Source organism: Nocardioides sp., assembly GCF_014360585.1.
Lineage (GTDB): Bacteria > Actinomycetota > Actinomycetes > Propionibacteriales > Nocardioidaceae > Nocardioides.
The window spans coordinates 1-26,078 of sequence record NZ_JACIXG010000072.1 but is presented as its reverse complement, the minus strand read 5'-3'; the positions used below and the strand labels follow the sequence as shown (position 1 = coordinate 26,078).

Annotated in this window: 20 protein-coding genes; 16 read left to right on the top strand and 4 right to left on the bottom strand. The window is 69.2% G+C overall.

The genetic code is table 11. The features are described from left to right. The 6 genes from H5T77_RS19845 to H5T77_RS19820 all read left to right on the top strand — a co-directional run. On the top strand, positions 1-2,667 hold a 2,667-nt coding region (locus tag H5T77_RS19845), incomplete at its 5' end, for a sarcosine oxidase subunit alpha family protein (RefSeq protein ID WP_292652170.1). Beyond that, positions 2,660-3,292, top strand: a complete 633-nt coding sequence (locus H5T77_RS19840; RefSeq protein WP_292652168.1) for a sarcosine oxidase subunit gamma — start codon at positions 2,660-2,662, stop codon at positions 3,290-3,292. The genes H5T77_RS19845 and H5T77_RS19840, both read left to right, overlap by 8 nt. Continuing rightward, entirely contained in the window at positions 3,292-4,665 is a 1,374-nt protein-coding gene (locus H5T77_RS19835) for an L-serine ammonia-lyase (RefSeq protein ID WP_292652166.1), read from the top strand. Before H5T77_RS19840 ends, H5T77_RS19835 begins: the two co-directional genes overlap by 1 nt. Before the next feature lie 24 nt (positions 4,666-4,689). Next, positions 4,690-5,574 carry a bifunctional methylenetetrahydrofolate dehydrogenase/methenyltetrahydrofolate cyclohydrolase gene (locus H5T77_RS19830; protein ID WP_292652163.1) on the top strand — a complete coding sequence of 295 codons (885 nt, stop codon included), beginning with the start codon at positions 4,690-4,692 and terminating at the stop codon, positions 5,572-5,574. Further along, the gene (gene folP, locus H5T77_RS19825) at positions 5,571-6,455 is read left to right on the top strand and encodes a dihydropteroate synthase (protein WP_292652161.1); all 885 of its coding nucleotides are present in this window, start codon (positions 5,571-5,573) and stop codon (positions 6,453-6,455) included. Before H5T77_RS19830 ends, folP begins: the two co-directional genes overlap by 4 nt. Beyond that, on the top strand, positions 6,452-7,789 hold the full coding sequence (locus H5T77_RS19820) for a bifunctional folylpolyglutamate synthase/dihydrofolate synthase (protein WP_292652159.1): 1,338 nt from the start codon (positions 6,452-6,454) through the stop codon (positions 7,787-7,789). Before folP ends, H5T77_RS19820 begins: the two co-directional genes overlap by 4 nt. 287 nt (positions 7,790-8,076) lie before the next feature. Here the strand turns inward: H5T77_RS19820 and fdhA are convergent, their stop codons facing one another. Beyond that, positions 8,077-9,288 carry a formaldehyde dehydrogenase, glutathione-independent gene (fdhA, locus tag H5T77_RS19815; protein ID WP_292652158.1) on the bottom strand — a complete coding sequence of 404 codons (1,212 nt, stop codon included), beginning with the start codon at positions 9,286-9,288 and terminating at the stop codon, positions 8,077-8,079. 193 nt (positions 9,289-9,481) lie between these two features. Between fdhA and H5T77_RS19810 the strand changes: the two genes are divergently transcribed. The 3 genes from H5T77_RS19810 (at position 9,482) to H5T77_RS19800 (ending at position 12,995) form a co-directional block, all read left to right on the top strand. Beyond that, entirely contained in the window at positions 9,482-10,264 is a 783-nt protein-coding gene (locus H5T77_RS19810; protein WP_292652156.1) for an IclR family transcriptional regulator, read from the top strand. Positions 10,265-10,535: 271 nt separating this feature from the next. Then, positions 10,536-11,786, top strand: coding sequence for an aromatic ring-hydroxylating oxygenase subunit alpha (locus H5T77_RS19805; protein WP_292652154.1), 1,251 nt, complete (start codon positions 10,536-10,538; stop codon positions 11,784-11,786). Between the two features lie 18 nt (positions 11,787-11,804). After that, positions 11,805-12,995 (top strand): FAD-binding oxidoreductase, encoded by a 1,191-nt coding sequence (locus H5T77_RS19800; protein ID WP_292652152.1) that lies wholly within the window; start codon positions 11,805-11,807, stop codon positions 12,993-12,995. Positions 12,996-13,052: 57 nt separating this feature from the next. Here H5T77_RS19800 and H5T77_RS19795 read toward each other — a convergent pair whose 3' ends face one another. Next, the gene (locus tag H5T77_RS19795) at positions 13,053-13,727 is read right to left on the bottom strand and encodes a GntR family transcriptional regulator (protein WP_292652150.1); all 675 of its coding nucleotides are present in this window, start codon (positions 13,725-13,727) and stop codon (positions 13,053-13,055) included. A 273-nt stretch (positions 13,728-14,000) separates the two neighbouring features. Here H5T77_RS19795 and H5T77_RS19790 point away from each other — a divergent pair, with 273 nt between their 5' ends. The 3 genes from H5T77_RS19790 (at position 14,001) to H5T77_RS19780 (ending at position 19,588) form a co-directional block, all read left to right on the top strand. Further along, positions 14,001-15,869: a BCCT family transporter gene (locus tag H5T77_RS19790; protein WP_292652148.1), complete on the top strand. Its 1,869-nt coding sequence runs from the start codon at positions 14,001-14,003 to the stop codon at positions 15,867-15,869. Positions 15,870-15,892: 23 nt separating this feature from the next. Next, on the top strand, positions 15,893-18,205 hold the full coding sequence (locus H5T77_RS19785; protein WP_366816647.1) for an FdhF/YdeP family oxidoreductase: 2,313 nt from the start codon (positions 15,893-15,895) through the stop codon (positions 18,203-18,205). Positions 18,206-18,295: 90 nt separating this feature from the next. Then, positions 18,296-19,588: a hemolysin family protein gene (locus tag H5T77_RS19780; RefSeq protein WP_292652146.1), complete on the top strand. Its 1,293-nt coding sequence runs from the start codon at positions 18,296-18,298 to the stop codon at positions 19,586-19,588. Here H5T77_RS19780 and H5T77_RS19775 read toward each other — a convergent pair. Then, a complete protein-coding gene (locus H5T77_RS19775; RefSeq protein WP_292652145.1) occupies positions 19,548-20,513 on the bottom strand; it encodes a 2-hydroxyacid dehydrogenase in 966 nt (321 codons plus the stop codon). The two genes, H5T77_RS19780 and H5T77_RS19775, sit on opposite strands and share 41 nt — an antisense overlap. Positions 20,514-20,528: 15 nt before the next feature. Beyond that, positions 20,529-21,443, bottom strand: a complete 915-nt coding sequence (gene kdgD, locus H5T77_RS19770; protein WP_292652143.1) for a 5-dehydro-4-deoxyglucarate dehydratase — start codon at positions 21,441-21,443, stop codon at positions 20,529-20,531. Positions 21,444-21,619: 176 nt separating this feature from the next. Here kdgD and H5T77_RS19765 point away from each other — a divergent pair, with 176 nt between their 5' ends. From H5T77_RS19765 to H5T77_RS19750, 4 genes are all read left to right on the top strand, one after another. Beyond that, entirely contained in the window at positions 21,620-22,768 is a 1,149-nt protein-coding gene (locus tag H5T77_RS19765) for an acyl-CoA dehydrogenase family protein (RefSeq protein WP_292652141.1), read from the top strand. Positions 22,769-22,817: 49 nt separating this feature from the next. Continuing rightward, a complete protein-coding gene (locus H5T77_RS19760; RefSeq protein WP_292652140.1) occupies positions 22,818-24,134 on the top strand; it encodes a TIGR01777 family oxidoreductase in 1,317 nt (438 codons plus the stop codon). Between the two features lie 178 nt (positions 24,135-24,312). Further along, a complete protein-coding gene (locus tag H5T77_RS19755; protein WP_292652139.1) occupies positions 24,313-24,948 on the top strand; it encodes an endonuclease in 636 nt (211 codons plus the stop codon). A gap of 43 nt (positions 24,949-24,991) precedes the next feature. Then, entirely contained in the window at positions 24,992-26,023 is a 1,032-nt protein-coding gene (locus H5T77_RS19750; protein WP_292652138.1) for a LacI family DNA-binding transcriptional regulator, read from the top strand. Positions 26,024-26,078: the final 55 nt, after the last annotated feature.

Below are 26,078 nucleotides of genomic sequence, written 5' to 3'. Positions count from 1 at the left end.
GTCACCGAGTCGATGCTTCCCGCCACGACCGTCGAGCTCGTCGACGGGCTCGAGGCTCACTACCTCAGCGGCCTCGGTGAGCTCGACCCCGCCGACGACACCTCGATCTATGACAAGTTGTACGTCCACGCCGACGTGCTCGTCATCGGTGCCGGCCCCACCGGGCTCGCCGCCGCGAGCGCCGCCGCCGCATCCGGTGCCCGCGTCATCCTCATCGACGACCAGCCCGAGCTCGGCGGCTCCCTGCTCTCCACCCGAGACCTGAGCATCGACGGCGTCGACAGCGACACCTGGCTGCGCGGAGTCACCGAGGAGCTCGCGGCCGCACCCGAGGTCACGGTTCTCACCCGGACCAACGCCTTCGGCAGCTACGACTCCAACTACGTGATCGCGCTCGAGAGCCGGCTCGACCATCTCGACGGCCCCGCCAAGGAGGAGCTCACCGGTCTGTCGCGACAGCGCCTGTGGCACGTCCGGGCCCAGCAGGTCATCGTCGCGACCGGCGCTCACGAGCGTCCCCTCGTCTTCGCCAACAACGACCGGCCCGGCGTCATGCTCGCCTCCGCCGTCCGCACCTACCTCAACAGGTACGGCGTCGCCGCAGGGGACCGGATACTGCTCGCCACCACGAACGACAGCGCCTACGACGTCGCCGCCGACCTGACGGCCGCCGGAGTCTCCGTGGCGGCAGTCGTCGACTCCCGCGCCGAGCGGTCCGAAGCCGCCCGCCGAGCCGAAGCCGCCGGCATCGAGGTCCTCCTCGGCTCCGCAGTCCTCGACACCGACGGCGATCCCCAGGTCACCGCCGCGACCGTGTCGGCCATCGACGACAACGGTCTCGCGGTCGGAGAGAGTCGAGACATCGCCTGCGACGTGGTCGCCGTCGCCGGAGGCTGGAGCCCCGTGGTGCACCTGCACAGCCAGCGGCAGGGAAAGGTCCGCTGGGACGAGGACCTGGCCGGTTTCGTACCAGCGGGGGAGGTCGCCGGTCAGCAGATCGTGGGCTCGGCCCGCGGCAGCTACACCCTCGAGGCGTGCCTCACCGAGGGTCGGCATGCGGCCTCGACGGCTCTGCTCGCCGCCGGTTTCGTCGGTGAGCTGGAGGCTCCGATCGAGCCCCTTCCCGCAGCGACGGGCAGCGGTACGACCCGCAGCCTCTGGCTCGCGGCCGAGGACGGCGTACCGCTCGACGACCTGGTCGACCACTTCGTCGACCTCCAGCGCGACCAGACGGTGCACGACGTGCTGCGTGCGACCGGTGCCGGAATGCGCAGCGTCGAGCACATCAAGCGCTACACCTCCATCAGCACCGCCAACGACCAGGGCAAGACCTCCGGCGTCAACGCGATTGGGGTCATCGCGGCCGCGCTCAACGACGGTCGCAGCCCCGGCGAGATCGGCACGACCACGTACCGGGCGCCGTACGCTCCGGTCCCGTTCGTCGCGCTCGCCGGTCGCGAGCGCGGAGACCTCTTCGACCCCGCCCGGCTGACGTCGATCCACCCCTGGCACGTGGCGCACGGGGCGGAGATGGAGATCGTGGGGCAGTGGCTGCGGCCGTGGTACTACCCGCGGAACGGCGAGTCGCTGGACGAGGCCGTGCTCCGAGAGTGCGCCGCGGTCCGCGAGTCCGTCGGCATGATGGACGCGACCACCCTGGGCAAGATCGAGGTGTGGGGGAGCGACGCCGGTGAGTTCCTCAACCGGATCTACACCAACGGCTTCAAGAAGCTCGCCCCCGGCTCCGCGCGCTACGGCGTCATGTGCACGCCCGACGGGATGATCTTCGACGACGGCGTCACGCTCCGCCTCGACGAGGGCCGCTACTTCATGACCACGACCACCGGAGGCGCCGCCAAGGTCCTCGACTGGCTCGAGGAGTGGCATCAGACCGAGTGGCCGGCCCTGGACGTCAGCTTCACCTCGGTGACCGAGCAGTGGGCCACCGTCGCCGTCGTCGGCCCGAAGTCGCGCGAGGTGATCGCCAAGATCGCGCCGGAGCTCGATGTCAGCAACGAGGCGTTCCCGTTCATGAGCTTCCGGGAGACGACGCTCGCCTCGGGCGTCCCGGCGCGGGTGTGCCGGATCTCGTTCTCCGGAGAGCTCGCCTTCGAGGTCAACGTCGAGACCTGGTTCGGTCAGCGGGTGTGGGAGGAGATCCACGCCGCCGGTCAGGAATGGGCGATCACCCCGTACGGCACCGAGACCATGCACGTTCTCCGCGCGGAGAAGGGCTACCCGATCGTCGGCCAGGACACCGACGGGACGGTCACCCCTCAGGACGCGGGCATGGAGTGGATCGTCTCCAAGGTGAAGGACTTCGTCGGAAAGCGGTCCTACAGCCGGGACGACACCGCCCGCAGCGACCGCAAGCACCTCGTCTCGGTGCTGCCGGTCGACAAGACCTTCCGGCTGCCCGAGGGCACCCAGCTGGTCGCGGCCGGTACGCCGATCACTCCTGCTGACGGACCGGTGCCGATGCTCGGGCACGTGACCTCAAGCTACCACAGCGCTGCGCTCGGGCGCTCGTTCGCCCTGGCGCTCATCAAGGATGGCCGCAACCGCATCGGCCAGACCCTCGTCGCGCCGGTCGGAGACCGAATGGTCGACGTCGTCGTCGCCGAAACCGTCCTCTACGACCCGGAAGGAAGCCGCCGCGATGGTTGAGACCACGATCGAGCCGCTCGACAAGACGATCCATGATCTACGCGTCAGCCCGGCCCAACACCTCCACGGCGACTTCGTCGACGCCGGCGTCTCGGGAGCCCGGGGGGTGCGGGTGCGCGAGGAGCAGTTCCTCACCATGGTGGGTCTGCGCGTGCCGATCGGCTCGCCGGACCGGGATCGCCTTGCCAAGGTCCTCGGCACCGAGCTGCCGGCCCGTTGCGGCGAGGTCGCCATCGGCCACGACGTGGCCGTCCTGTGGCTCTCGCCCGACGAGTATCTGGTCATCTCCCAGAGCGTGGGCGGCTCCACCCTGGTGTCCTACCTGCGCGCGGGGGCCGCAGCCGGTGATTCCGCGGTCCTCGATCTCTCGGCCAACCGCACCACGCTCCGGCTCGAGGGCCCGTCGGCGCGGGCGGTGCTCGAGAAGGGCTGCCCGCTCGACCTCCATCCCCGGGCCTTCTCGCCCGGCACCGCCGTCGCCACCAGTATCGGACGTGTCCCGGTGCTGCTCTGGAAGGTCGAGAAAGAGTCGTATCGGATCCTTCCGCGCGCCTCGTACGCCGACTTCCTGGGCCGCTGGCTGATCGACGCCATGGCCGAGTTCAAGGTCTTGGGATCCGGCTGATGGCACTGAGCGTGTTCGACATGTTCTCCGTCGGCATCGGGCCGTCGTCGTCCCATACGGTCGGCCCGATGCGCGCGGCGGTGCAGTTCACCGACGCCCTGAAGGAAGGCTCGCTGCTCGACGGGGTCGCCCGGGTCCAGGTGGAGCTGTTCGGGTCTCTCGGCGCCACCGGGCACGGCCACGGCTCCGACAAGGCGGTCGTCCTCGGTCTCGAGGGCAACCGTCCCGAGACCGTCGACACGGACAACGCCGACGATCGCGTGGCCGAGGTGCGTGCCGCTCGTCGCCTGCGGCTCGGCGGTGGGCGAGACATCGAGTTCGACGCCGCCGACGTCGTCATGCATCGCACCAAGACCCTGCCCGCGCACCCGAACGGCATGATCTTCCGCGCGTTCGACGCCCCCGGGGCGACGCTCCTGGAGAGCACCTACTACTCGGTCGGCGGCGGCTTCGTCGTGGACGAGGCCGCGGCCGGCGCCGACCGGATCGTCGCGGACGCGACCCCGATCCCGTACCCCTTCACCACCGGAGCCGAGCTGCTCGCGACCTGCGCCCGATCGGGCAAGCGGATCAGCGACGTGATGATGGCCAACGAGATGGCGTGGCGCACCGAGGACGAGGTGCGCGCCGAGCTGCTGCACATCTGGTCGGTGATGCAGGAGTGCGTGCACAACGGTTGCACCCGCACCGAGCCCACGCTGCCCGGCGGGCTGAAGGTCCCTCGCCGCGCTCCGGGGCTCTACACCCACCTCCACGCCGTCACCGACGACACCGACCCGCTCAGAGCGATGGACTGGGTCAACCTCTTCGCCCTCGCCGTCAACGAGGAGAACGCATCGGGTGGGCGGATCGTGACCGCGCCGACCAACGGCGCGGCGGGCATCGTGCCGGCCGTCCTCCACTACTACGAGAAGTTCGTGCCCAGCGCGGACGAGGACGGGATCGTGAGGTTCCTCCTCGCGGCCGCCGCGGTCGGGATCCTGTTCAAGATCAACGCGTCCATCTCCGGCGCCGAGGTCGGCTGTCAGGGCGAGGTCGGCTCGGCCTGCGCGATGGCCGCCGGCGCTCTGTGCGAGGTGCTGGGCGGCACACCGGAGCAGGTGGAGAACGCCGCCGAGATCGGGATCGAGCACAACCTCGGCCTCACCTGCGACCCGGTCGGTGGGCTGGTGCAGATCCCGTGCATCGAGCGCAACGCCATCGCCAGCAACAAGGCCATCAACGCCGCCCGCATCGCCGCCCGCGGCGACGGCAGCCACCGTGTCTCTCTCGACGCCGCGATCAAGACCATGCGCGAGACCGGGGCCGACATGAAGATCAAGTACAAGGAGACCTCCCGCGGAGGACTCGCTGTCAACGTCATCGAATGCTGACGTCACGGCCCGAAGGAGAAGCGCATGAGCATCGCAGCAAAGATCGACGGCAAGCGCGTCGCTGCTGATCTGAAGGCCGGCCTCGCCGAGCGGGTGAAGGCACTGCACGAGGCCGGTATCGACCCCGGCCTCGGCACCATCCTCGTCGGGGACGATCCGGGCTCCCGGTCGTACGTCGCGGGCAAGCACCGCGACTGTGCCGAGGTCGGCATCGCCTCGATCCGGATCGAGCTCCCCGCCTCCGCGTCGCAGGCGGAGATCGAGGCCGCGGTGCAGCAGCTCAACGACGACCCGACCTGCACCGGCTTCATCGTCCAGCTGCCGCTGCCTCCGCACGTCGACACCCACCGGGTCCTGGAGCTCATCGACCCGGACAAGGACGCCGACGGGCTCCACCCCACGAACCTCGGCAAGCTGGTGCTCGGGACCCCGGCGCCGCTGCCGTGCACGCCGCGCGGGATCATCGAGCTCCTTCGGCAGCACGATGTGCCGATCACCGGACAGCGGTTCTGCATCATCGGCTGTGGCCTGACCGTCGGCAGGCCTCTCGGGCTCATGCTCACCCGCCCGACGGAGCACGCCACCGTGACCCTGTGCAACATCGAGACCCGCGACGTCGCCGCTCACGCCCGGGCCTCGGACGTCATCGTCGCCGCGGCGGGTGTTGCTCACCTGGTCAAGCCCGACTGGGTCAGTCCCGGCGCCACCGTCCTGTCCGTCGGCATCACCCGCACCATCGAGGGCATCCTGGGCGACGTCGACCCGAACGTGGATGTCGTCGCCGGCAAGATGAGCGGTGCCACCGGGGGAGTCGGACCGATGACCCGCGCCATGCTGCTGACCAACATCGTCGAGATCGCCGAACAGCATCTGGCTGCTCGGGAGGCGATCGTCGGGGTGCCGGCATGAGTGCCGTACGGGGCTCGATCGGAGCAGCGCAGCGCTGCCAGGTGATGGGCATCATCAACGTCACGCCCGACTCCTTCTCCGACGGCGGCAGGTTCCTCGATGTCGAGGCCGCCGTCAGCCGAGGCGTCGAGTTGATGCGGGAAGGCGCCGACATCCTCGACGTCGGTGGCGAGTCCACCAGGCCCGGTGCCGGGCGTGTCAGTGAGAGCGAAGAGCTCGCCCGCGTGGTTCCGGTGGTCGAGGCCCTGGCCGGGGAAGGGTTTCCGGTCTCGATCGACACCATGCGGGCCTCGGTCGCCCGGCAGGCCGTCCGAGCCGGCGCCGTCATCGTGAACGACGTCTCCGGTGGCCTCGCCGACCCCGAGATGCTGCCGTTCCTCGCCGAGGCCGACGTCACCTGCGTACTCATGCACTGGCGGGGGCACTCCGTCCAGATGGACGACTTCACCTACTACGACTCGGTCGTCGACGACGTCTGCGCCGAGCTTCGTGGCCGCCTCGACTCCGCGCTCTCCGCCGGCGTACGCCCCGAGCGCATCATCCTCGACCCCGGCCTGGGATTCGCGAAGAACGCCGCCCAATCCTGGGAGCTGCTCTCGGCCCTGCCGGCGCTCAGAGAGCTCGGCTTCCCCGTCCTCGTCGGAGCCTCCCGCAAACGGTTCCTCGCCGAGGTGGCGACGTACGGACGACGTGACTCCGGCGTTCCCGCCGACCGTGACGAGGCCTCAGACGCCGTGGCCGCCATCGCTGCGTACGGAGGCGCCTGGGGAGTGCGCGTGCACTCGGTCTCGGGTGCCGCTGCCGCCTCCAGGGTCGCCGCGCGCCTGCATGGCCGCACGGTCGGAGCCGAGCTGGTCGGCGCCCGGGCAGGGGAGCGGTGAGTCGGCGGCCGGGCGCCGCGGCGGTTCCGGCCGCCGACCTCGACGTCACCGAGGTGGAACGCGAGCTTCTCGCCCGCTGGCCCGAGACCAGGATCGCCCCCTCCCTGGAGCGCATCCGGGCGGTGATGGACACGCTCGACCAGCCGCAGCACAGCTTCCGGTCGATCCACATCACCGGTACGAACGGCAAGACGAGCACCGCGCGGATGGTCGAGGCGATCCTGCTCGAGCTGGGCACTACGGTCGGCAGGTTCACCAGTCCCCACCTCACCGACATCCGGGAACGAATCAGCGTCGGCGGCCGGCCGATCTCCCGCGACGGGTTCGTCCAGGCCTATCGGGACGTCCTGCCCGCGGCCGAGGCACTGGACCGCGAGAGTCGCACTCCGCTGTCGTTCTTCGAGATGACGGTCGCCATGGCCTACCAGGCGTTCGCCAGCGCCGACATCGACGTCGCGGCGGTCGAGGTCGGCATGGGTGGCAGATGGGATGCGACCAACGTCATCGACGCCCCGGTCGCGGCGATCCTCCCCATCGGCCTCGACCATGTCGACCATCTGGGCCCGACCGTGCTCGACATCGCGGGGGAGAAGGCCGGGATCATCAAGCCTGGTGCGCTGGCTGTCTCGGCTCGGCAGACACCCGAGGTCGAGCAGCTCCTCCGGGCGCACGCCTACACGTCTCTCGCGAGACTCATGGTCGAGGGCCTCGACTTCCGTCTGAGCGGCCGACGAGCGCTCGGCGACGGCCAGATCATCTCGGTCGATGGCCTTGCGGGACACTATCCCGAGCTCCCGCTGTCGCTTCACGGGCATCATCAGGCGCACAACGCCGTGCTCGCCATCGCGAGCGTCGAAGCTCTCCTCGGCGAGGTGATCCCCGTGGAGCCGCTGCGCCGGGCGCTAGGCTCGGTCAGGTCGCCCGGACGGCTTGAGGTGCTGCCCGGAACCCCTGAGGTGATCCTCGATGCCGCCCACAATCCCGGCGGCGCCAGAGCCCTGGCGGCCGGCCTCTCCGACCTGGGCGGGCGGCCGACCATCGCCGTGGTAGCCGCGATGGGCGACAAGGACCTCGCGGGCATGCTCGCCGAGCTCGAGCCCGTCGTGACGACGATGATCTGCACCCGGAACGGCAGCCCGAGGTCGCTCGCCTCTCGGGAGGTCGCCGATGCGGCAAGCAAGGTCCTGGGCGCGGGCCGGGTCATCGAGGTCGACGACCTCGCCGACGCCCTGCGCGAGGCGACCCAAGCCGCCTCCGCGCACGAAGGAGGTCAGGTGCTGGTCACCGGCTCCGTCGTCACCGTCGGCGAGGCGCGCCGCCTGCTGGGTCTCTGACTGCGTTGCCCGCTGGTTGGGCCACCGCCTGATCGGCCCACCGCTGGTCGAGCCGCTGGAGCCGCTAGGCGGAAGCGTGTCGAGACCAACACAGTCCCCTTCGCGCTCGAGTTGACTGCGTTGGTCTCGACACGGAGTCGTTCGTTCCTCACGACTCCGGCTCGACCAACGACCTCTGTCGGCTCGACCAACGACCGTGCGACCGCTGGTCGAGCCGACGGAGCCGCTAGGCGAAGTCGTGTCGAGACCAACACGGCTCCTCCTGCGCTCGACCAGCGGGTGGCGGGTCAGCTCACCATGCCGTGCGGGTCGATCACGTACTTGGTGGCCGCGCCCTGGTCGAACGCGGCGTAGCTCTCCGCGGCCTCGTCGAGACTGATGGTCTTCGCGTTGACCGCGTCGGCGATGTGGGCCTTGTCGGCGAGGATCAGGTTCATCAGCTGGCGGTTGTACTGCTTGACCGGGCACTGACCCGTCACGAAGGTGTGCGACTTGGCCCAGCCCAGGCCGAGCCGGACGCCGATCTGACCCTGCTTGGCGGCATCGTCGACCGCGCCCGGGTCGCCGGTCACGTACAGCCCGGGGATGCCGAGCGAGGCACCTGCGCGGGAGACCTCCATGATGTCGTTGAGGACGGTGGCGGGCTGCTCGGCGGCGTCACGGCCGTGACCGCGGGCCTCGAAGCCGACCGCGTCGACGGCCGCATCGACCACCGGCTCGCCGAGGATGTCCGCGATGATGTCCGCCAGGGCGTCACCGGAGGACAGGTCCGCGGTCGCGCAGCCGAAGCTGGCGGCCTGCTCGAGTCGGGCCGCGTTCATGTCGCCGACGATGACGGTCGCGGCCCCCAGCAGCTGCGCCGAGTACGCCGCGGCGAGCCCGACCGGGCCGGCGCCCGCCACGTACACGGTCGAACCGGTGGTGACCCCGGCGGTATACGCGCCGTGGTAGCCGGTCGGGAAGATGTCGGAGAGCATCGTCAGGTCGAGGATCTTCTCCAGGGCCTGGTCCCGATCGGGGAACTTCAGCAGGTTGAAGTCGGCGAACGGGACCATGACGTACTCCGCCTGTCCGCCGATCCAGCCGCCCATGTCGACATAGCCGTACGCCGCGCCGGCCCGCGCCGGGTTCACGTTGAGGCAGATGCCGGTCTTGCCCTCGTTGCACATCCGACAACGACCGCACGCGATGTTGAACGGGACCGAGCAGATGTCACCCACCTCGTGGAAGAGGACGTCGTCCCCGATCTCCACGATCTCGCCGGTGATCTCGTGGCCGAGGGTCTGGCCCACAGGGGCCGTCGTCCGGCCACGCACCATGTGCTGGTCACTGCCGCAGATGTTGCTGGTCACGAGCTTGAGGATCACCGCGTGCGGCGCGGCGCGCTTGATGCCCAGGCCACTGACCACGTCCTGGGGGAGCTCCAGCTTCGGGTACTCGATGGTCTCGACGGCCACCTCGCCCGGCCCCTTGTAGACGACGACTCTGTTGTCTGCCATGACGTCTCTTCTTCCTGCCCCGGGACGGGGCGTCTGGCGTACTCAGGTTTCACGGTTGTTTCTTTATGCGAAACAAGAGCGCTATGTGAAACAACCGTTGACCCAAACTAGACCGTTCATGGCGCGCACATCAAGACCCATCTCGGACGGGGGTCCGCGGGGTGAATCTGTCAAGAGTGCATACTGTTTCGCCATGAGCAACACGAGCGAAACGCGGAGTACGACCGTTCACTCAGTCGACCGAGCAATCTCGATCCTCCAGGTGCTCGCCAGGCGGGGGGCGGTCGGCGTCACGCCGATCTCGGAGGAGCTGGGGGTGCACAAGTCGACGATCTTCCGGTTGTTGGCGACGCTCGAAGCGAGGGGGCTGGTGGAGCAGAACGCCAGCCGTGGGCAGTACCAGCTCGGCTACGGCGTCATCCAGCTGGCTGCCGGTGCGACACGTAAGCACGACATCTCGGTCACCAGCCGGCCGATCTGCATGGCACTGGCCGACGAGGTTGGGGAGACCGTCAACATCGTCATCAACGACGGCGCGGAGACCATCACGATCGACCAGGTGATCGGAAGTGCCGAGATCACCTCGGTGAACTGGGTCGGGCAGCGGAGCCCGTTGCACACCACCGCTTCCGGGAAGGTCTTCCTTGCGACCATGAGGCCGGAGGAGCGTCGGCACATCCTGGATCGTGGGCTCGAGCGCTACACCGAGGAGACCGTCGTCGACCCGAAGCGGCTCGAGGAGCAGCTCGCCGAGATCCGGGAGCTTGGATACGCCTATTCGGTCGACGAGCACGAGATCGGGCTCGCCGGTGTGGCTGCGCCGATCCGCTCCATCGGTGGCGGGGTCATCGCCGCCGTGGTGGTCTCCGGCCCGTCGTTCCGCATCACCTCAGAGAATGCGGCCGAGCTGGCCGAGCACGTTCTCGCGGCCGCTGCGTCGATCTCCGAGCGAAACGGCTTCCCCAAGGCCGAGTGATCTGCGCCCCGCCGGGGCGACGAAACCGGCACGCAAGAGCGGCCCGCATGCCCTGTGCATGCGGGCCGCTTCGCCTGTGTCGCCGAGCGCGCGTAAATCCTGTGACCGAATCGACATCGATCCGTTGACAGCGCCACATTTGGCGCGGCAGAATCGTTTCACGGTACGCAGTAGTTGTGCAGAGCGAAACAACTGTTGACTGACGGGCCGCTGTCATCTGAACCCCGGTACCTGCCCGGATCTGAGCGTGGGAGACATGAGCGTGACGCGAATGAGCATCGAAACGACGCCTGCTGACTTGGCGTCCTTGGCGGACAGGCGAGCATCCGGCTACAGCCTGGAGGCGCCGTTCTACACAAGCTCGGAGATCTACGAGCAGGATCTCGACATCGTCTTCGGGCAGCACTGGATCTTCGCTGTCGCCGAGGCCGAGATCCCGGACCCCGGTGACTACGTCACCATCGATGTGGGCGCGCACTCCGTGATCGTCGTTCGCGATGACGACGAGAACGTCCGCGCCTTCCGGAACGTGTGCCGGCACCGCGGATCACGGCTGCTCGAGTCCGCCTGTGGCTCGATCGGCAACATCGTGTGCCCCTACCACCAGTGGACCTACCGGGTCGACGGCAGCCTCATCTTCGCCGAGTCCCAGCAGGACTCCTTCGAGTACGACAAGTTCGGGCTCAAGCCGGTGAACGTTCGAGCCGTGGGCGGGCTGGTCTTCCTCTGTCTGGCCGAGGAGCCGCCGGCCGACTTCGACGAGGTCAGCGAGTTCCTCGAGCCCTACCTGAAGCCCTACTCCCTCGCCTCGGCCAAGGTCGCCCACCAGACCGACATCGTGGAGGAGGGCAACTGGAAGCTGGTGATGGAGAACAACCGCGAGTGCCACCACTGCGACGCCTCCCACCCGGAGCTGGTCACGGCCTACTTCCCGATCAGCCGGTACGAGGCCAAGGACGTGCCGCCGCGTATGCAGTCGACCTTCGAGCGTTACCAGGCGGCGCAGGCCGATCTGGAGAAGGCCTGCGCGGCCATCGGCTTCCCCATCGGAGAGCGCTGCGAGCTCGAGGGACGTGCGACGGCGTTCCAGATCTCTCACCTCCCACTCGACGGCGCGGGGGCCTCGTTCGGCCCCGACGGACAGCAGCTCTGCGCCAAGCTGATGGGGTCCATCGAGGACCCGAGGTTCGGCGACCTGTCGCTGCACATGCAGCCCAACTCGTGGTTCCACTTCCTCGGTGACCACGCCGTCGTCTTCTCGGTGATCCCCCTCGCCGTCGACCGGACGCTGGTCCGGACGACCTGGCTGGTGAACCCGGAGGCCGTCGAAGGGGTCGACTACTCGGTCGAGTCCCTCACCTCTGTCTGGCGAGCCACCAACGACCAGGACCGCGTCCTGGTGGAGAGCACGCAGCGAGGGGTCGCGGACCCGGGCTACGTACCCGGCCCGTACTCGACCGTCGAGGGCGAGGTCGACGCCTTCGTCACCTGGTACGTCCAACGCGTCCAAGCCAACGCCTAGCAGGATTCGGGAGCAGACATGAGCATCATGGAGACAGACATCCCCAAGGTGTCGGAGCCGAACTCGTTCGGCCTGCAGAACGGCCGCCCGTCGGTCGTCCGTAGCAAGCGGATGCTGGAGCCCTGCTGGGCAGAGAGCGACGTGATGGACTTGGTGTGCAGCCAGGTTCTGGCGGTCACCCATGATGTGAAGACCTTCGTCTTCACGACACCCGAGCGGCGCCCCTTCGACTTCGAGGCGGGCCAGTTCATCACGATGCGGGTCGAGATCGACGGCGAGATGATGACCCGCTGCTACACGATCGCCTCTCCGCCGACCCGGCCCGACCGCCTGGCGATCACGATCAAGCGCGTCCCTGGCGGCGTCGTGTCGAACTGGCTGCACGACAACCTCGAGCCCGGCAACTGGATCTCGATGCACGCCCCGGCGGGCGCCTTCGTGCTGCCTGAGGAGGACGCGCCGAAGTACCTGTTCCTCTCGGCCGGGAGCGGCATCACCCCGGTGCTCTCGATGACGCGGACCCTGTACGACCTGGGGTCCGAGGCGGACATCCTCTTCGTGCACAGCGCGCGCACCCCGGCCGACATCATCTACCGCGGGGAGCTCGAGGCGATGGCGCGCCTGATGCCCAACCTGCGAGTGGTGGAGATCTGCGAAGGCGACGCCCCCAGCGAGCGCTGGATGGGGCTGCAGGGACGTATCTCCAAGCCGGTGCTCGAGATCCTGGCCCCTGACCTCAACGAGCGCGAGACGTTCATCTGCGGACCCGAGGGCTACATGGCGGCGGCGAAGTCGCTGCTCGAAGAGCTCGACTACGACATGGCGAAGTATCACGAGGAGAGCTTCGACCTCAGCGCGCCCGCGGCGCCTGTCCTGCCGGCCGGTCCACCGACCGAGCAGGAAGCCGAGCAGGACGCCGCGGACAAAGCCGCGGAGGAGGCCGCGACCGGGTTCTCGGTCGAGTTCGCACGCAGCGGCCGCATGATCACCTGCGGTCCGGAGCAGACGCTGCTGGAGGCGGCGGTGGCAGCCGGTATGCGGCCGCTGGCCGCCTGTGGTCAGGGCATGTGCGGGACCTGCAAGGTGTCGATGCTCTCCGGAGAGGTCGACATGCAGCACAACGGCGGGATCCGACCGAAGGAGATCGCCCAGCAGAAGGTGCTGATCTGCTGCTCCAAGCCGCTGGGTGACGTCCGCCTGGACTGCTGAGGCGTACGCAGCACCGGTGGCTGCCGGGTCGGGGTCGACCTGGCAGCCACCGATGGCTCAGAGAACCTGGCGGATCTCGCGCTCGAAGTCACCGATGTGCTCGAGGGTGAGCTTCTCGGCTCGGTCGCCGTCGCCGTCGGCCACGGCGTTGAGGAGCTGGGCCTGCTCGACCACGTGGTGGGCCAGGTCGGGGAGACGGTCGATCACCATCCACCAGATCCTGATGGCCAGGTTGTCGTACCTGACCAGGATGTCCTCGAGGTGGGCGTTGCCGCTCGACTGGTAGATCAGTCCGTGGGCGGCCTTGTCGACGCGCATCAGGGCGGTGCGGTCCTGGTCGCCCAGCTTGCCCTTGCCGATCTGATCAGCCAGGGCGCGCATCTGCTCGCGCTGCTGCGCGGTCGCGCGCTCCGCGGCGACGCGGGACGCGTGCGGAGCCAGCTGACGCCGGATCTCGGTGATCGCGCTGAGCTCGGTCGCGTCGATGGTCGTCGCGAAGGTGCCGCGCCGCGGGAAGGAGTGGACGAGGTGGTCGGCCTCGAGTCGCTTGATCGCCTCGCGGACAGGGGTGCGGCCCATGCCGATGGCCGCGGCGATCTGCGCGTCGTTGATCGGCGCTCCGGGGCGGATGTCGAGCATCACCAGGCGATCCCGGACGTACTGGTAGGCCTGCTCGGCAAGTGAGGAGGCGGGCGGGTTCGCCGTCGTCGCCAGAATCTCGTCAACAGTCATCGAGTGCGTGCCCACCTGTCCGGTCCGACCTGTTGGCATCAGATATTCCTGACGCGCTTTTACCATCCTAGTCTGATACATCAGCCTCCGGGCAATCGCGTGGTCGGTCATCTCCTTGTGATTCGACCTCTTGTCATCTGTGATGCATCACATATATGGTCACTGGTATATCAGCGTCTGACCGCGTAGCGCCCCACCGTAGTGCCGCCACCCGGAGCCTCCATGGCACCTACAGATGCTGCTCGTCCCAAGGGCTCTCGATCGGAGTGCGTCATGAGATCATCCGCAGGTAGCGGAGACCTTTCCCCTGTCCCGTCGCCGCGTCACAAGGCCGTCGGTCAGAGCGGAAGTCCGACCCATCCCGCGCTCGACTGTCCTCCCGAGGAGCCGGCCAAGGACACGGGGGGCGTCGACCGCATCGTCTTCGGGGTGACCGCGCTCATCGCGGTCGGCTTCCTGGTCTGGGGGTTCCTCAGCACGGAGTCGCTGGCGTCGGTCTCGGGGACGTCGTTGTCCTGGGTGATGGCCAACCTGGGATGGCTCTTCGTCACCGCGGCGTCGACCTTCGTCGGGTTCGTGCTGTGGCTCGCCTTCGGGAAGTTCGGGAACATCCCGCTCGGCAGGGACGGCGAGGAGCCCGAGTTCCGCACGGTCTCGTGGATCACGATGATGTTCAGCGCCGGCATGGGGATCGGCCTGATCTTCTACGGGGTGAGCGAGCCGATCAGCCACTACATCGCCCCGCCGCCGGGCTCCGTCGGCGACGGTCAGTCCGAGAAGATCCAGACGGCCATGGCCACGACCCTCTTCCACTGGGGGATCCACCCGTGGGCGATCTACGCCCTGGTCGGTCTCGCGATCGCGTACAGCGTCTTCCGGAAGGGGCGCGGCCTGCTCATCAGCTCGGTGTTCGAGCCGCTCCTCGGACGTCACGCGTACGGTGCCGGCGGCAAGGTCATCGACATGCTCGCGATCTTCGCCACGCTGTTCGGGTCGGCGGCATCGCTCGGCCTCGGCGCGCTCCAGATCCGTAGCGGGCTCGAGATCGTCGGCGGGCTGGGCCGGACCGGCAACGGCATCCTGGTCGCCATCATCGCCGTGCTCACAGTGGGCTTCGTCATCTCGGCGGTCACGGGAGTGGCCAAGGGGATCCAGTGGCTCTCGAACATCAACATGGTGCTCGCCGTCGGGCTGGCCCTGTTCGTCTTCCTGGCCGGACCGACGGTGTTCATCCTCAGCCTCGTCCCGACAACGGTCGGCAGCTACTTCCAAGAGGTGGCGATGATGTCGGCACGGACCTCGGCCGAAGGGTCTGTGACCGCCTCCTGGCTGTCGAGCTGGACGGTCTTCTACTGGGCCTGGTGGCTCTCGTGGACGCCGTTCGTCGGGATGTTCATCGCGCGGATCTCGCGCGGCCGGACCATTCGCCAGTTCGTGACCGGTGTGCTCCTGGTTCCTTCGCTGGTGAGCCTGGCCTGGTTCGCGATCTTCGGCGGCGCGGCCATCAACCTGCAGCAGAACGGCGTGGACATCGCGGGCGCAGGGGGCGTGGAGACCCAGCTGTTCACGACTCTGGAGTCCTTCCCGTTCGCCACCGCGGCCAGCGTGGTCGTCATGGTCCTGGTCGCGCTCTTCTTCGTCTCGGGTGCGGACGCCGCTTCGATCGTCATGGCCACGCTCTCCGAGCGCGGCTCGATCGAGCCGGGGAGGCCGACGGTGATCTTCTGGGGTGTCGCCACGGGCGCGGTTGCCGCCGTGATGCTCCTGGTCGGCGGCTCCGACGCGCTCAGCGGCCTGCAGACCATCACCATCGTCGCGGCGGTCCCCTTCGTGGTGGTCATGGTCGGGCTGTGCGTGTCCCTGGTCAAGGACCTCCGGGAGGACCCGCTGGTCGTGCGCGCGCAGTACGCCTCCAAGGCTGTCGAGCAGGCCGTCGTCTACGGGGTCTCGGAGCACGGGGACGACTTCGTCATCAGGGTCTCCCGTGACCCCGATGCTCCCGCCGACGAGCCGGTTGGCGAGCCTGTCGGTGAGACGGTCGTCGAAGCGGTCGTCGAGTCGGTCGATTCGGCCGAGCCCGTCGTCGAGCCCGTCGTCGAGCCGGTCGATGACGAGGACGCGCTGCCCCGGCCGGCCAGCTAGCACGAGTCGCGAAGGGAGCAGGCGTGGTGAAACGAGATGCGGGCGGGGCGTACCCCGTGGACGAGCCGGTGGAGTCGCTCGGTGTCACCGAGCCGAAGACCTGGGCCGCAGGCGTGCCTGGGGTGCGGAAGGCGATCGAGTACTCGCTGGGGCAGACCTCTGTGCGGCGTACGGCCTTGACGTTGTTGAACCTCAACCAGGCCGACGGGATGGACTGCCCGGGGTGTGCCTGGCCGGAGCCCGCCCACCGCCACCGGAACGAGTACTGCGAGAACGGCGCCAAGCACATCGCCGACGAGGCGACCTCGCGTCGGGTGACGCGCGAGTTCTTCGCCCGGCACTCGGTCGCGGAGCTCGACGAGAAGTCGGACCACTGGCTCAACCAGCAGGGCCGGCTCACCGAGCCGATGGTCAAGCGGCCAGGTGCGACCCACTACGAGCCGATCACCTGGGAGGAGGCGTTCGAGACCATCGGCGCCGAGCTCAACGGCCTCGACTCTCCCGACGAGGCGCTGTTCTACGTCTCGGGCAGGCTGAACAACGAGGCCGCGTTCCTGGTGCAGCTCTTCGCCCGGGCCTTCGGCACCAACAACCTGCCGGACTGCTCGAACATGTGCCACGAGTCCAGCGGCTCGGCGCTCAACGAGACGCTGGGGATCGGCAAGGGCAGCGTCCAGCTCGAGGACATCTACAACGCCGACCTGGTGTTCGTCGTCGGCCAGAACCCGGGTACGAACCACCCGCGGATGCTGTCGGCGCTGGAGGAGACCAAGCAGCGCGGCGGCAGGGTGATCGCGGTCAACACGCTGCCCGAGGCGGGACTGATGCGGTTCAAGAACCCGCAGAAGGCTCGTGGCGTGGTGGGCCGGGGCACCCAGATCGCGGACCAGTTCCTGCAGATCCGCCCTGGCGGTGACCTCGCCCTGTTCCAGATGCTCAACCGCCGTCTGCTCGAGACCGACCGGGAAGCCGGCGGAGGGGTGCTGGACTGGGAGTACATCGCGGAGTACACGACCGGGTTCTATGCCTTCGCCGAGCATGCCCGCTCGATCAGCTGGGAGACCGCGCTCGAGGCCACCGGGCTGACCCGCGAGGAGATCGAGGCCGTCCACGAGCAGGTGCTGGCGAGCCGTTCGGTCATCGTCTGCTGGGCGATGGGGCTGACCCAGCACAAGCACGGTGTGCCGACGATCCGCGAGGTGGTCAACTTCCTCATGCTGCGGGGCAACATCGGCAAGCCCGGGTCGGGCGTGTGCCCGGTCCGTGGCCACTCCAACGTGCAGGGCGACCGGACGATGGGCATCTGGGAGAAGATGCCCGACTCCTTCCTGGACGCGCTCGGTGCCGAGTTCGGCTTCGACCCGCCACGCAGGCACGGGTACGACTCGGTGGACGCGGTCCGGGCGATGCGGGACGGGAAGGCGAAGGTCTTCGTGGGCGTCGCCGGCAACTTCGTCCGGGCGATCTCGGACAGCGACGTCGCCGAGGCGGCGCTGAGGAGCTGCAGCCTGACGGTCCAGATCTCCACCAAGCTCAACCGCTCCCACACAGTGGTCGGGCAGACGGCGCTGATCCTGCCCACGCTGGGCCGCAGCGACATCGACGTCCAGGCGAGCGGTGAGCAGTTCGTGACGGTCGAAGACTCGATGAGCTCGGTGCACGCGACCCGCGGCAAGCTCGCGCCGGCCTCGACGAGCCTGCTCAGCGAGGTCGCGATCGTCTCGCGCATCGCGCGAGCCACGATCGGTGGCCGCTACGGCATCGCGTGGGCGGATTTCGAGGCCGACTACAGCCGGATCCGCGGTCGCATCGCTCGGGTGGTGCCGGGGTTCGAAGACTTCAACGAGCGGATCAAGGAGCCCAACGGCTTCGTTCTCCCGAACCCGGTCAACTCCGGCGTCTACCGCACGCCGAGCGGCAAGGCCGTCTTCACGCGCAACGACCTGACCTGGCTGCAGGCGCCACCGGGCCACCTGATCCTGCAGACGCTGCGCTCCCACGACCAGTGGAACACCATCCCGTACGCGATGGACGACCGTTACCGCGGCATCCACCAGGCCCGGCGGGTGGTGATGGTCAACCCGGACGACATCGCCGAGCTCGGGCTCGCCGACGGCGACCGCGTCGACATCGTCGGGGTCTGGGAGGACGGTGTCGAGCGGCGGGCACCCGGGTTCACCCTGGTCGCCTACCCGGCGAGCCGGGGCTCGGCGGCGGCGTACTATCCGGAGACCAACGTCCTCGTGCCGCTCGACAGTGTCGCCGAGGGCAGCAACACGCCCACCTCGAAGGGGGTGGTGGTCCGACTCGAGGGCGCGGGGTCGGATCCGGGCTGACGTGCGGCCTGGCTGTAGATTCTTCTGCGTGAAGAAGCCTCGAAGTTCCTACCGCTCACCCGAATTCGACACGACGGGTGAGCGGGCATGATGGACACGCAGACATTCCTCAGCCTCGGGCTGGTCCTGGTATTCGTTCTGGTCGGCGGTGTCTTCGCGGCGACCGAGCTGGCGCTGGTATCGCTGCGGGAGAGCCAGTTGACCGCTCTGGAGCGTCAGGGGCCTCGCGGGGCCCGGGTGGCGGAGGTCGCCCGCGATCCCAACCGATTCCTGGCCGCGGTGCAGATCGGTGTGACCGTCGCGGGGTTCCTCTCCGCGGCCTACGGTGGGTCGGCGATCGCTCCCGACGTCGCGCCCTATCTCGAGCGTCTCGGTATGGGTGAGACGCTCGCCGAGACCACGGCTCTGATCGTGCTCACTCTGTTCATCGCCTACCTCTCCCTGGTGCTGGGCGAGCTGGTGCCCAAGCGGCTGGCGCTGCAGAAGTCCGCCGGCATCTCGCTCGCCGTCGCGCCCGTCCTGGACCGGTTCGCCAACGTGATGCGGCCGGTCATCTGGCTGCTCTCCATCTCGACCAACGCCGTGGTGCGCCTGCTCGGCGGCGATCCCAAGGCCGCGGCCGAGCAGGTCTCGGAGGAGGAGCTGCGGGAGATGGTCTCCACGAACCAGGACCTCGAGGAGGAGGAACGCCGGATCCTCCACGACGTGTTCGCCACCACCGAGACGACCTTGCGGGAGGTGATGCGCCCGCGCGGCGACGTCACCTTCCTGCCTGCCTCGATGCCGCTCCCCGCGGCTGCCGAGAAGGTGCGCGACCTGCCCTACTCCCGCTACCCGGTGACCGGGAAGGGCTTCGACGACATCCTCGGGTTCCTGCACGTGCGCGACCTGCTCGGTGTCACCACGACCGACCAGCGCTCGATCCGGGACGTGTGCCGTCCGGTCCTGGCGCTGCCGGGGACCAAGCGGGTCATCCCGTCGGTCGCCACGATGCGCGAGGGCGGCACCCATCTGGCGGTGGTGGTCGACGAGTACGGCGGCACCGACGGCATCGTGACCCTCGAGGATCTCGTGGAAGAGATGATCGGCGACATCCGTGACGAGTACGACCACGGCGAGGCCCGCATCCGCGACCACGGCGACCTGTCCCGGATCGACGGCGCGATGACGCTCGAGGACTTCGCGGACACCACCGGCATCCAGCTCGAGGACGGCGGCTACGAGACCGTCGCGGGCTATCTGATCGCCCGGCTGGGACACATCCCGCAGGTCGGGGAGGTGCTGGCTGTCCCGGGTGGCATCTTGGAGGTGGCCGCCCGCAACGGCAACCGGATCACCGAGATCACGATGCACCCCGAGGCGTCACCTCCGGCACCGGAGTGAGGACGGTTCCGTCGGCGAGCCAGCGGTCGAGGTTGTCGAGGGCCAGCTGCTCCATGGCGGCACGGGTCTCGACGGTGCCGCTGGCCAGGTGGGGGAGGAGCACCACGTTGTCGAGGGCCATCAGGTCCGCGGGCACCGTGGGCTCATCGGTGTAGACGTCCAGCCCGGCTCCGGCGATCCCGCCGGTGCGCAGCAGGTCGACCAGGGCGTCCTGGTCGACCACGGAGCCACGCGCGATGTTGATCAGGTAGCCCTCGGGGCCGAGCGCCTCGAGCACCTGGCGGTCGACGAGGTGCTGCGTACCGCTGCCGCCGGAGGTGGCGACGACCAGGATGTCGACGTCGGCGGCGAGGTCGGCCGGAGATGCGGCATAGATGTAGGGGGAGCCGGTGACCTCGCGGCGCGAGTGGTAGGAGATCGGGCAGCCGAAGGCCTCGAGCCGGGTCGCGATCGCCTGGCCGATCCGGCCCAGGCCCACGATGCCTACCCGTTTGCCCGAGACCTTGCGGGTCAGCGGGTAGGTGCCGGCCTCTGGCCAGTCGCCGCGGCGTACGAACCGGTCGGCGTCGCTCAGCCGGCGCAGGGTGTCGATGGTGAGGCCGATCGCGGTGTCGGCCACACAGTCGGTCAGGACGTCGGGGGTGTTGGAGATCAGCACGCCACGTGCGGCGGCGGCCTCGACGTCGGTGGTGTCGTAGCCGACCCCGAAGTTGACGATGGCACCGAGGGCGGGCAGCTGCGCCATCAGGTCCGCCGGTACGCCGGTGCGCCCGGTGGTCACCACGGCGCCGATCGAGGGGCCGTGCTCGGCGAGGAACGCGGCCCGGGTGTCGTCGTCGGGCAGCACGAGGGCGTCGTACCGCTCGGTGAGGGTGGCGGCCAGCGACGGCTTGAGCGGTCCGACCTGGAGGATGCGGCGGCTCACGGGTTCTCCTGTCAGTCAGACGACGGTCTTGACGAGAGCGGTCAGCTCCGCCAGCTCCTGCTTGGTGAGGTCGGTCAGCGGGGGACGTACCGGACCCGCCGGGCGCCCGGCGGCGGTGAGGCCGGCCTTGACGATGGAGACACCGTAGCCGGCCCCGCGGTCGCGGATCGCGATGTAGGGGACGACGAAGTCGCGGAGGCGGGTGAGCACCTCGTCGCGGTCATGGTTGCGTACGGCCGTGTAGAACTCGACCGCCCAGCGCGGGGCGAAGTTGAAGATCGCCGAGGAGTAGGTGCTGGCGCCGAGCTCCAGGTAGGGCAGCGCGTACGTCTCGGCGGTGGGGAGGCCGCCGATGTAGACCAGGCGGTCGCCGAGGCGGGCGTTCAGCGTGGCCATCAGGTCGATGTCGCAGATGCCGTCCTTGAAGCCGATGAGGTTCGGGAACTCCTCGGCGAGGCGGATGATCATGTCGGCGTCGTAGCGGGCGTTGGCGCGGTGGTAGACGACCACGCCGAGCGAGGTGGCGGAGCAGACGCGGGCGACGTGCTCGTACAGCCCACGGCTCGACAGCTCGGTGAGGTAGGGCGGCAGCAGCAGGATGCCGTCGGCGCCGTCCGCCTCGGCGCGCTGCGCCATCGCGACTGCCTGGGAGGTCCCGTACCCGGCCGCTCCCAGCACCGGGGTGCCGTCCTTGACCTCCTCGACGGTCGCCTTGAGGACCCGGGACACCTCGTCGTGTGTCAGCGAGAAGAACTCGCCGGTGCCGCCGGCGGCGAACAGGCCGGCGACGTCGAAGCCGTTGAGGTGCTGCAGGTGTGCGCGGTAGGCCTCCTCGTCGAAGGCGTAGTCGGCGGTCGCGTGGGTCACGGGGAACGACAGCAGCCCGGTGCCGAGGGCGTCACGGAGCTCGGTGGGGGTGTAGCGGCCCATGGGATCTCCTCAGGGGTTTCGACGACGTCGGATCCCGAGGCTAGGGAGCGGAGGCGATACGCGTCCAACATCGCAACGGCATCGCTCGATGCCCTCGCAGCATTGGCCAGTTGGGCCTTGGTCCAGTTGGGACAATCATTGAGCCGTTGACCGTCCCGCATGAAGGAGCAGCACCCATGGAGCCCGACGAGTTCGCCTCGATCCTCGACGCAGTCCGCGCGTTCATCCGCAAGGAGGTCGTCACCTCCGAGGACGAGATCGAGGAGACCGACCGGATCCCCGACCGGCTCCGGGAGCAGGCCGCGGCCATGGGGCTGTTCGGCTACGCGATCCCCGAGGAGTACGGCGGTCTCGGCTTCACCATGTCGGAGGAAGTCAGGCTGGCGATGGAGCTCGGCTGGACAACGCCGTCGTTCCGCTCGGTGTTCGGCACCAACAACGGCATCGCCGGTCAGGTGCTGGTCAACTGCGGCACCGATCGGCAGAAGCAGCAATACCTGCCCCGGCTGGCCAGCGGGGAGCTGGTGGCCTCGTTCGCGCTCACCGAGCCCGAGGCCGGCTCCGACCCGAGCGGCCTGCGCACCCGCGCGGTGCGCGAGGGCGACGAGTACGTCATCAACGGTCAGAAGCGCTTCATCACCAACGCGAACTGGGCCGACCTGCTCATGGTGTTCGCCCGCACCGGTGACCTCAGCGAGGGCGCGAAGAACATCTCGGTGTTCGTGGTGCCGACCGACACCGCCGGCGTCACCGTCGGTCCGCGAGACCACAAGATGGGCCAGCGCGGCACCACGACCTCCGAGATCTTCCTCGACAGTGTCCGGGTGCCGGCCGAGAACCTCGTCGGCGAGGTCGAGGGCGAGGGCTTCTCCGCGGCGATGCGATCGCTGGCCAAGGGCCGTCTGCACATCGCGGCGCTGACCGTCGGCCTGGCCGACCGGCTGATCGAGGAGAGCCTCCGGCACGCCACGACCAACGGCCAGGGCGGCCAGAAGCTGGCCGGGTTCCAGCTGATCCAGGCGATGCTCGCCGAGAGCCGGACCGAGGCGTACGCCGGTCGCGCGATGGTGCTCGAGGCCGCCCGCAGCTGGGACGACGGCAGCGACCGCCGGATGGCACCGTCGCTGTGCAAGCTGTTCTGCACCGAGGCGGTCGACCGGATCGCCGACCGGGCGGTCCAGATCCACGGCGGCCTCGGCTACATGCGCGAGGTGCCGGTGGAGCGGTTCTACCGGGACGCGCGGCTGTTCCGGCTCTACGAGGGCACCAGCGAGATCCAGAAGCTGATCATCGCCAAGCAGATGGTGAAGGAGTTCCAGGGCTGAGCCAGCGAGGGAGATTGTCTGCCCGGCGGATCCGCGCGAGGCTACCGGTATGACGTCACCGCTGGTCCGGGCCCATTCGCTGACGACGCGCATCGATGCGCCGATCGAGGAGGTCTTCGAGTGGCATCGGCGCCCCGGGGCGATCCACCGGCTGATGCCACCGTGGATGCCGGGTGAGGCGCGGGAGGAGGCGACCGACCTGGCCGACGGCACCGCGGTGATCTCGCTCGGCCGTGGCGTGGACTGGGTGGCTCGTCACGACCCGGCCGCCTACGAGGCGCCGCACCTGTTCACCGACCGGCTCGCCTCGCTGCGACCGCTGTCGTGGACCCATCGGCACGAGTTCGCCGCCGACGGCGCCGCGACGCTGGTCACCGACCGGATCGAGACGAACGTGGTCGGGCGGATGGTGGACCGCATGCTCGCCTACCGCCACTCCCAGCTGGGCGCCGACCTCGCCGCTCACCACAGGACGTACGCCGAGGGCAGGTCCCTGACCATCGCGGTGACCGGATCGAGCGGGACCGTCGGGCAAGCGCTCGTCCCGTTCCTGACCACGGGTGGCCATCGGGTGATCAGGCTGGTCAGAGGGACCCCGCAGGGTGTGGACGAGCGCTGCTGGGATCCCTCGGCGCCGGCGCCGGACCTGCTCGACGGTGTCGATGCGGTCGTCCATCTCGCCGGGGCGTCCATCGCCGGCCGTTTCACCGCGGCGCACAAGGCGGCGATCCGCGACTCCCGGATCGAGCCGACCCGACGGCTCGCGGAGGCGGCGGCACGCAGCGGCGTACCCACGTTCGTCGGCGCCTCCGCGATCGGGATCTACGGCTCGAACAGGGGAGACGAGATGCTCACCGAGTCCTCGGCGCCGGGCACCGGCTTCCTCGCCGACGTGGTCGCCGACTGGGAGGCGGCCGGCCGGGTGGACGGGCCGCGGAACGTCGCGGTGAGGACCGGGATCGTCCAGACGCCGGCCGGGGGAGCGCTGCGGCTACAGCGGCCGCTCTTCGCTGCCGGCCTGGGTGGCCGACTCGGGAGCGGCGAGCAGTGGCTGAGCTGGATCGGCATCGACGACCTCGTCGACATCTACCACCGCGCGATCCTCGACGAGTCGCTGAGCGGCCCGATCAACGCAGTCGCGCCCGAACCGGTCACCGGCCGGGACTACGCGCAGACGCTCGCGCACGTGCTCCACCGGCCCGCGCTGCTGCCCACGCCGGCCCTCGGTCCGCGGCTCCTGCTCGGCAAGGAGGGCGCCGAGGAGGTGGCGCTGGCGAGCCAGCGGGTCGAGTCGGTCGCGCTCGCAGACCACGAGTTCCGCCACGCCTCGCTGGAGACGGCGCTGCGCCACGTACTGGGTCGATGATGGCGTCGTTGAGCGAGTCTCGGACCGGGTAGGTCCAGGGCGAACGAAAATTCGTTCGCGCGGCCGAACTGAAGTCCGGTGTCGAGAGCTCGCGGTCGGCGACGAACGAATTTTCGTTCGCCCAGCGAAGTTCAGCCCTCGCCGCATGCGTCCGGCTCGCGCCGGGTACGTCGACAGAGTGAGCAGAGGAGAGCGCGACGTGATGCGGCGCCTGCTGGACGCCGGCGGCACGACGTATGCCGAAGAGGCCGGCATCCGGCTCCGGGACAAGCCGTCCCCGCTCTATCGCCTCCTCGTGCTGACGATGCTCTCCTCGACCCGGATCTCGACCGACATCGCGGTCGGGGCCGCGCGCGAGCTGTCGGCCGCCGGATGGCGTACGCCGCAACGGCTGCTCGACTCGACCTGGCAGCAGCGGGTGGACGCTCTCGGCCGGGCCCACTACCGCCGCTACGACGAGAGCACCGCGACCAAGCTCGCCGAGCAGGCGCAGTGGCTGCTGGAGACCTGCCGCGGCGACCTCCGCCGGCTCCGCCCGACCTCGCGCGACGACGCCGAGACCCTGATCGACGCGCTCACCGAGTCGCCCCGCATCGGCCCGGTCGGGGCCCGGATCTTCTGCCGTGAGGTGCAGGACGTGTGGCCCGAGCTGTCTCCCTTCCTCGACGGCCCGCTCCTCGAGCAGGCGCGTGAGTTCGGCCTGCCGGAGGACCCGGACGAGCTCGCCTCGCTGGTCCCCGACGGACGCTGTGCTCCGCTCGCCGCAGCCCTCACCAGAGCGCGTCACGGGCTTCCCGGTCTCGAGGAGAGCTGAGGCTCTTCCCTCCCCGCAGAGCGAACCCGCTTAGGATCACCGCATGGTCAACGGGGAGTCGAAGAACGCGCCGAGCATGGCAGATGTCGCGGCGCTGGCCGGGGTCTCCCACCAGACCGTGTCCCGGGTGGTCAACGGCTCCGACGCCGTCCGCGGCGACACCCGTGAGCGGGTGCAGGCCGCGATCGACGAGCTGGGCTACCGGCGCAACAAGTCGGCGCGAGCGCTGGTGACGCGACGGTCGGGTCGGCTGGGCCTGCTCTACTCGCAGCCACACCTCTACGGGCCGAGCACGCTGGCCGCCTCGGTGCACCAGGCCGGACAGCGGGCCGGCTACGACATCATCCTCAGCCCGGTCCCTCATCTGGAGGCGACCTCGACGGAGCGCGCGATCGAGGCGCTGCTCGACGACGCGGTCGAGGCCGTGCTCCTCGGTGTCTCGCACCAGTCCTTCGAGGACCTGGTCGCCCAGCTCGCCACCATGGTCGAGGTGGTGATGATCCACAGCGACCCGCCCGAAGGGGTGCGCTCGGTGGGGATCGACCAGCATGCCGGCGCCGTGCTGGCGACCGAGTACCTGCTGGGTCTCGGTCATCGCAACATCGCCCATGTGGCCGGCCCGGTCGGCTGGATCGACGCCCGGCAGCGCCGGGAGGGGTGGCTCGCCGCGCTCCGGGACGGCGGGGCGCAGCCGGGGCCCGAGATCTTCGGGGACTGGTCGAGCAGGAGCGGGTACGAGGCCGGCGCCGTGATCGCCCGGGACGCCTCGGTCACCGCGGTGTTCGCGGCCAACGACTCGATGGCGCTCGGCGTGATCCGGGCGCTGCACGAGGCGGGCCGCCGGGTCCCTCAGGACGTGAGCGTCGTGGGCTTCGACGACGTCCCGGACGCGGCGTACCTGTGGCCGCCGCTGACCACCGTCCGGCAGGACTTCGCATCGCTGGGCGAGCTCGCGGTCGAGGTGGCCGCGGAGGCCATCGCCGAGGGAACCGTCGAGGTTCCGCCGCTGATCGCTCCGGAGCTGGTAGTGCGCTCCTCGGCCGCCCCGCTGACTCCCGGTCGAGACGTCACTTAGGTCGGTCGAGACGTCAGGTACGTCGGTCGAGTGGGCACAACGTTGCCCACTCAAC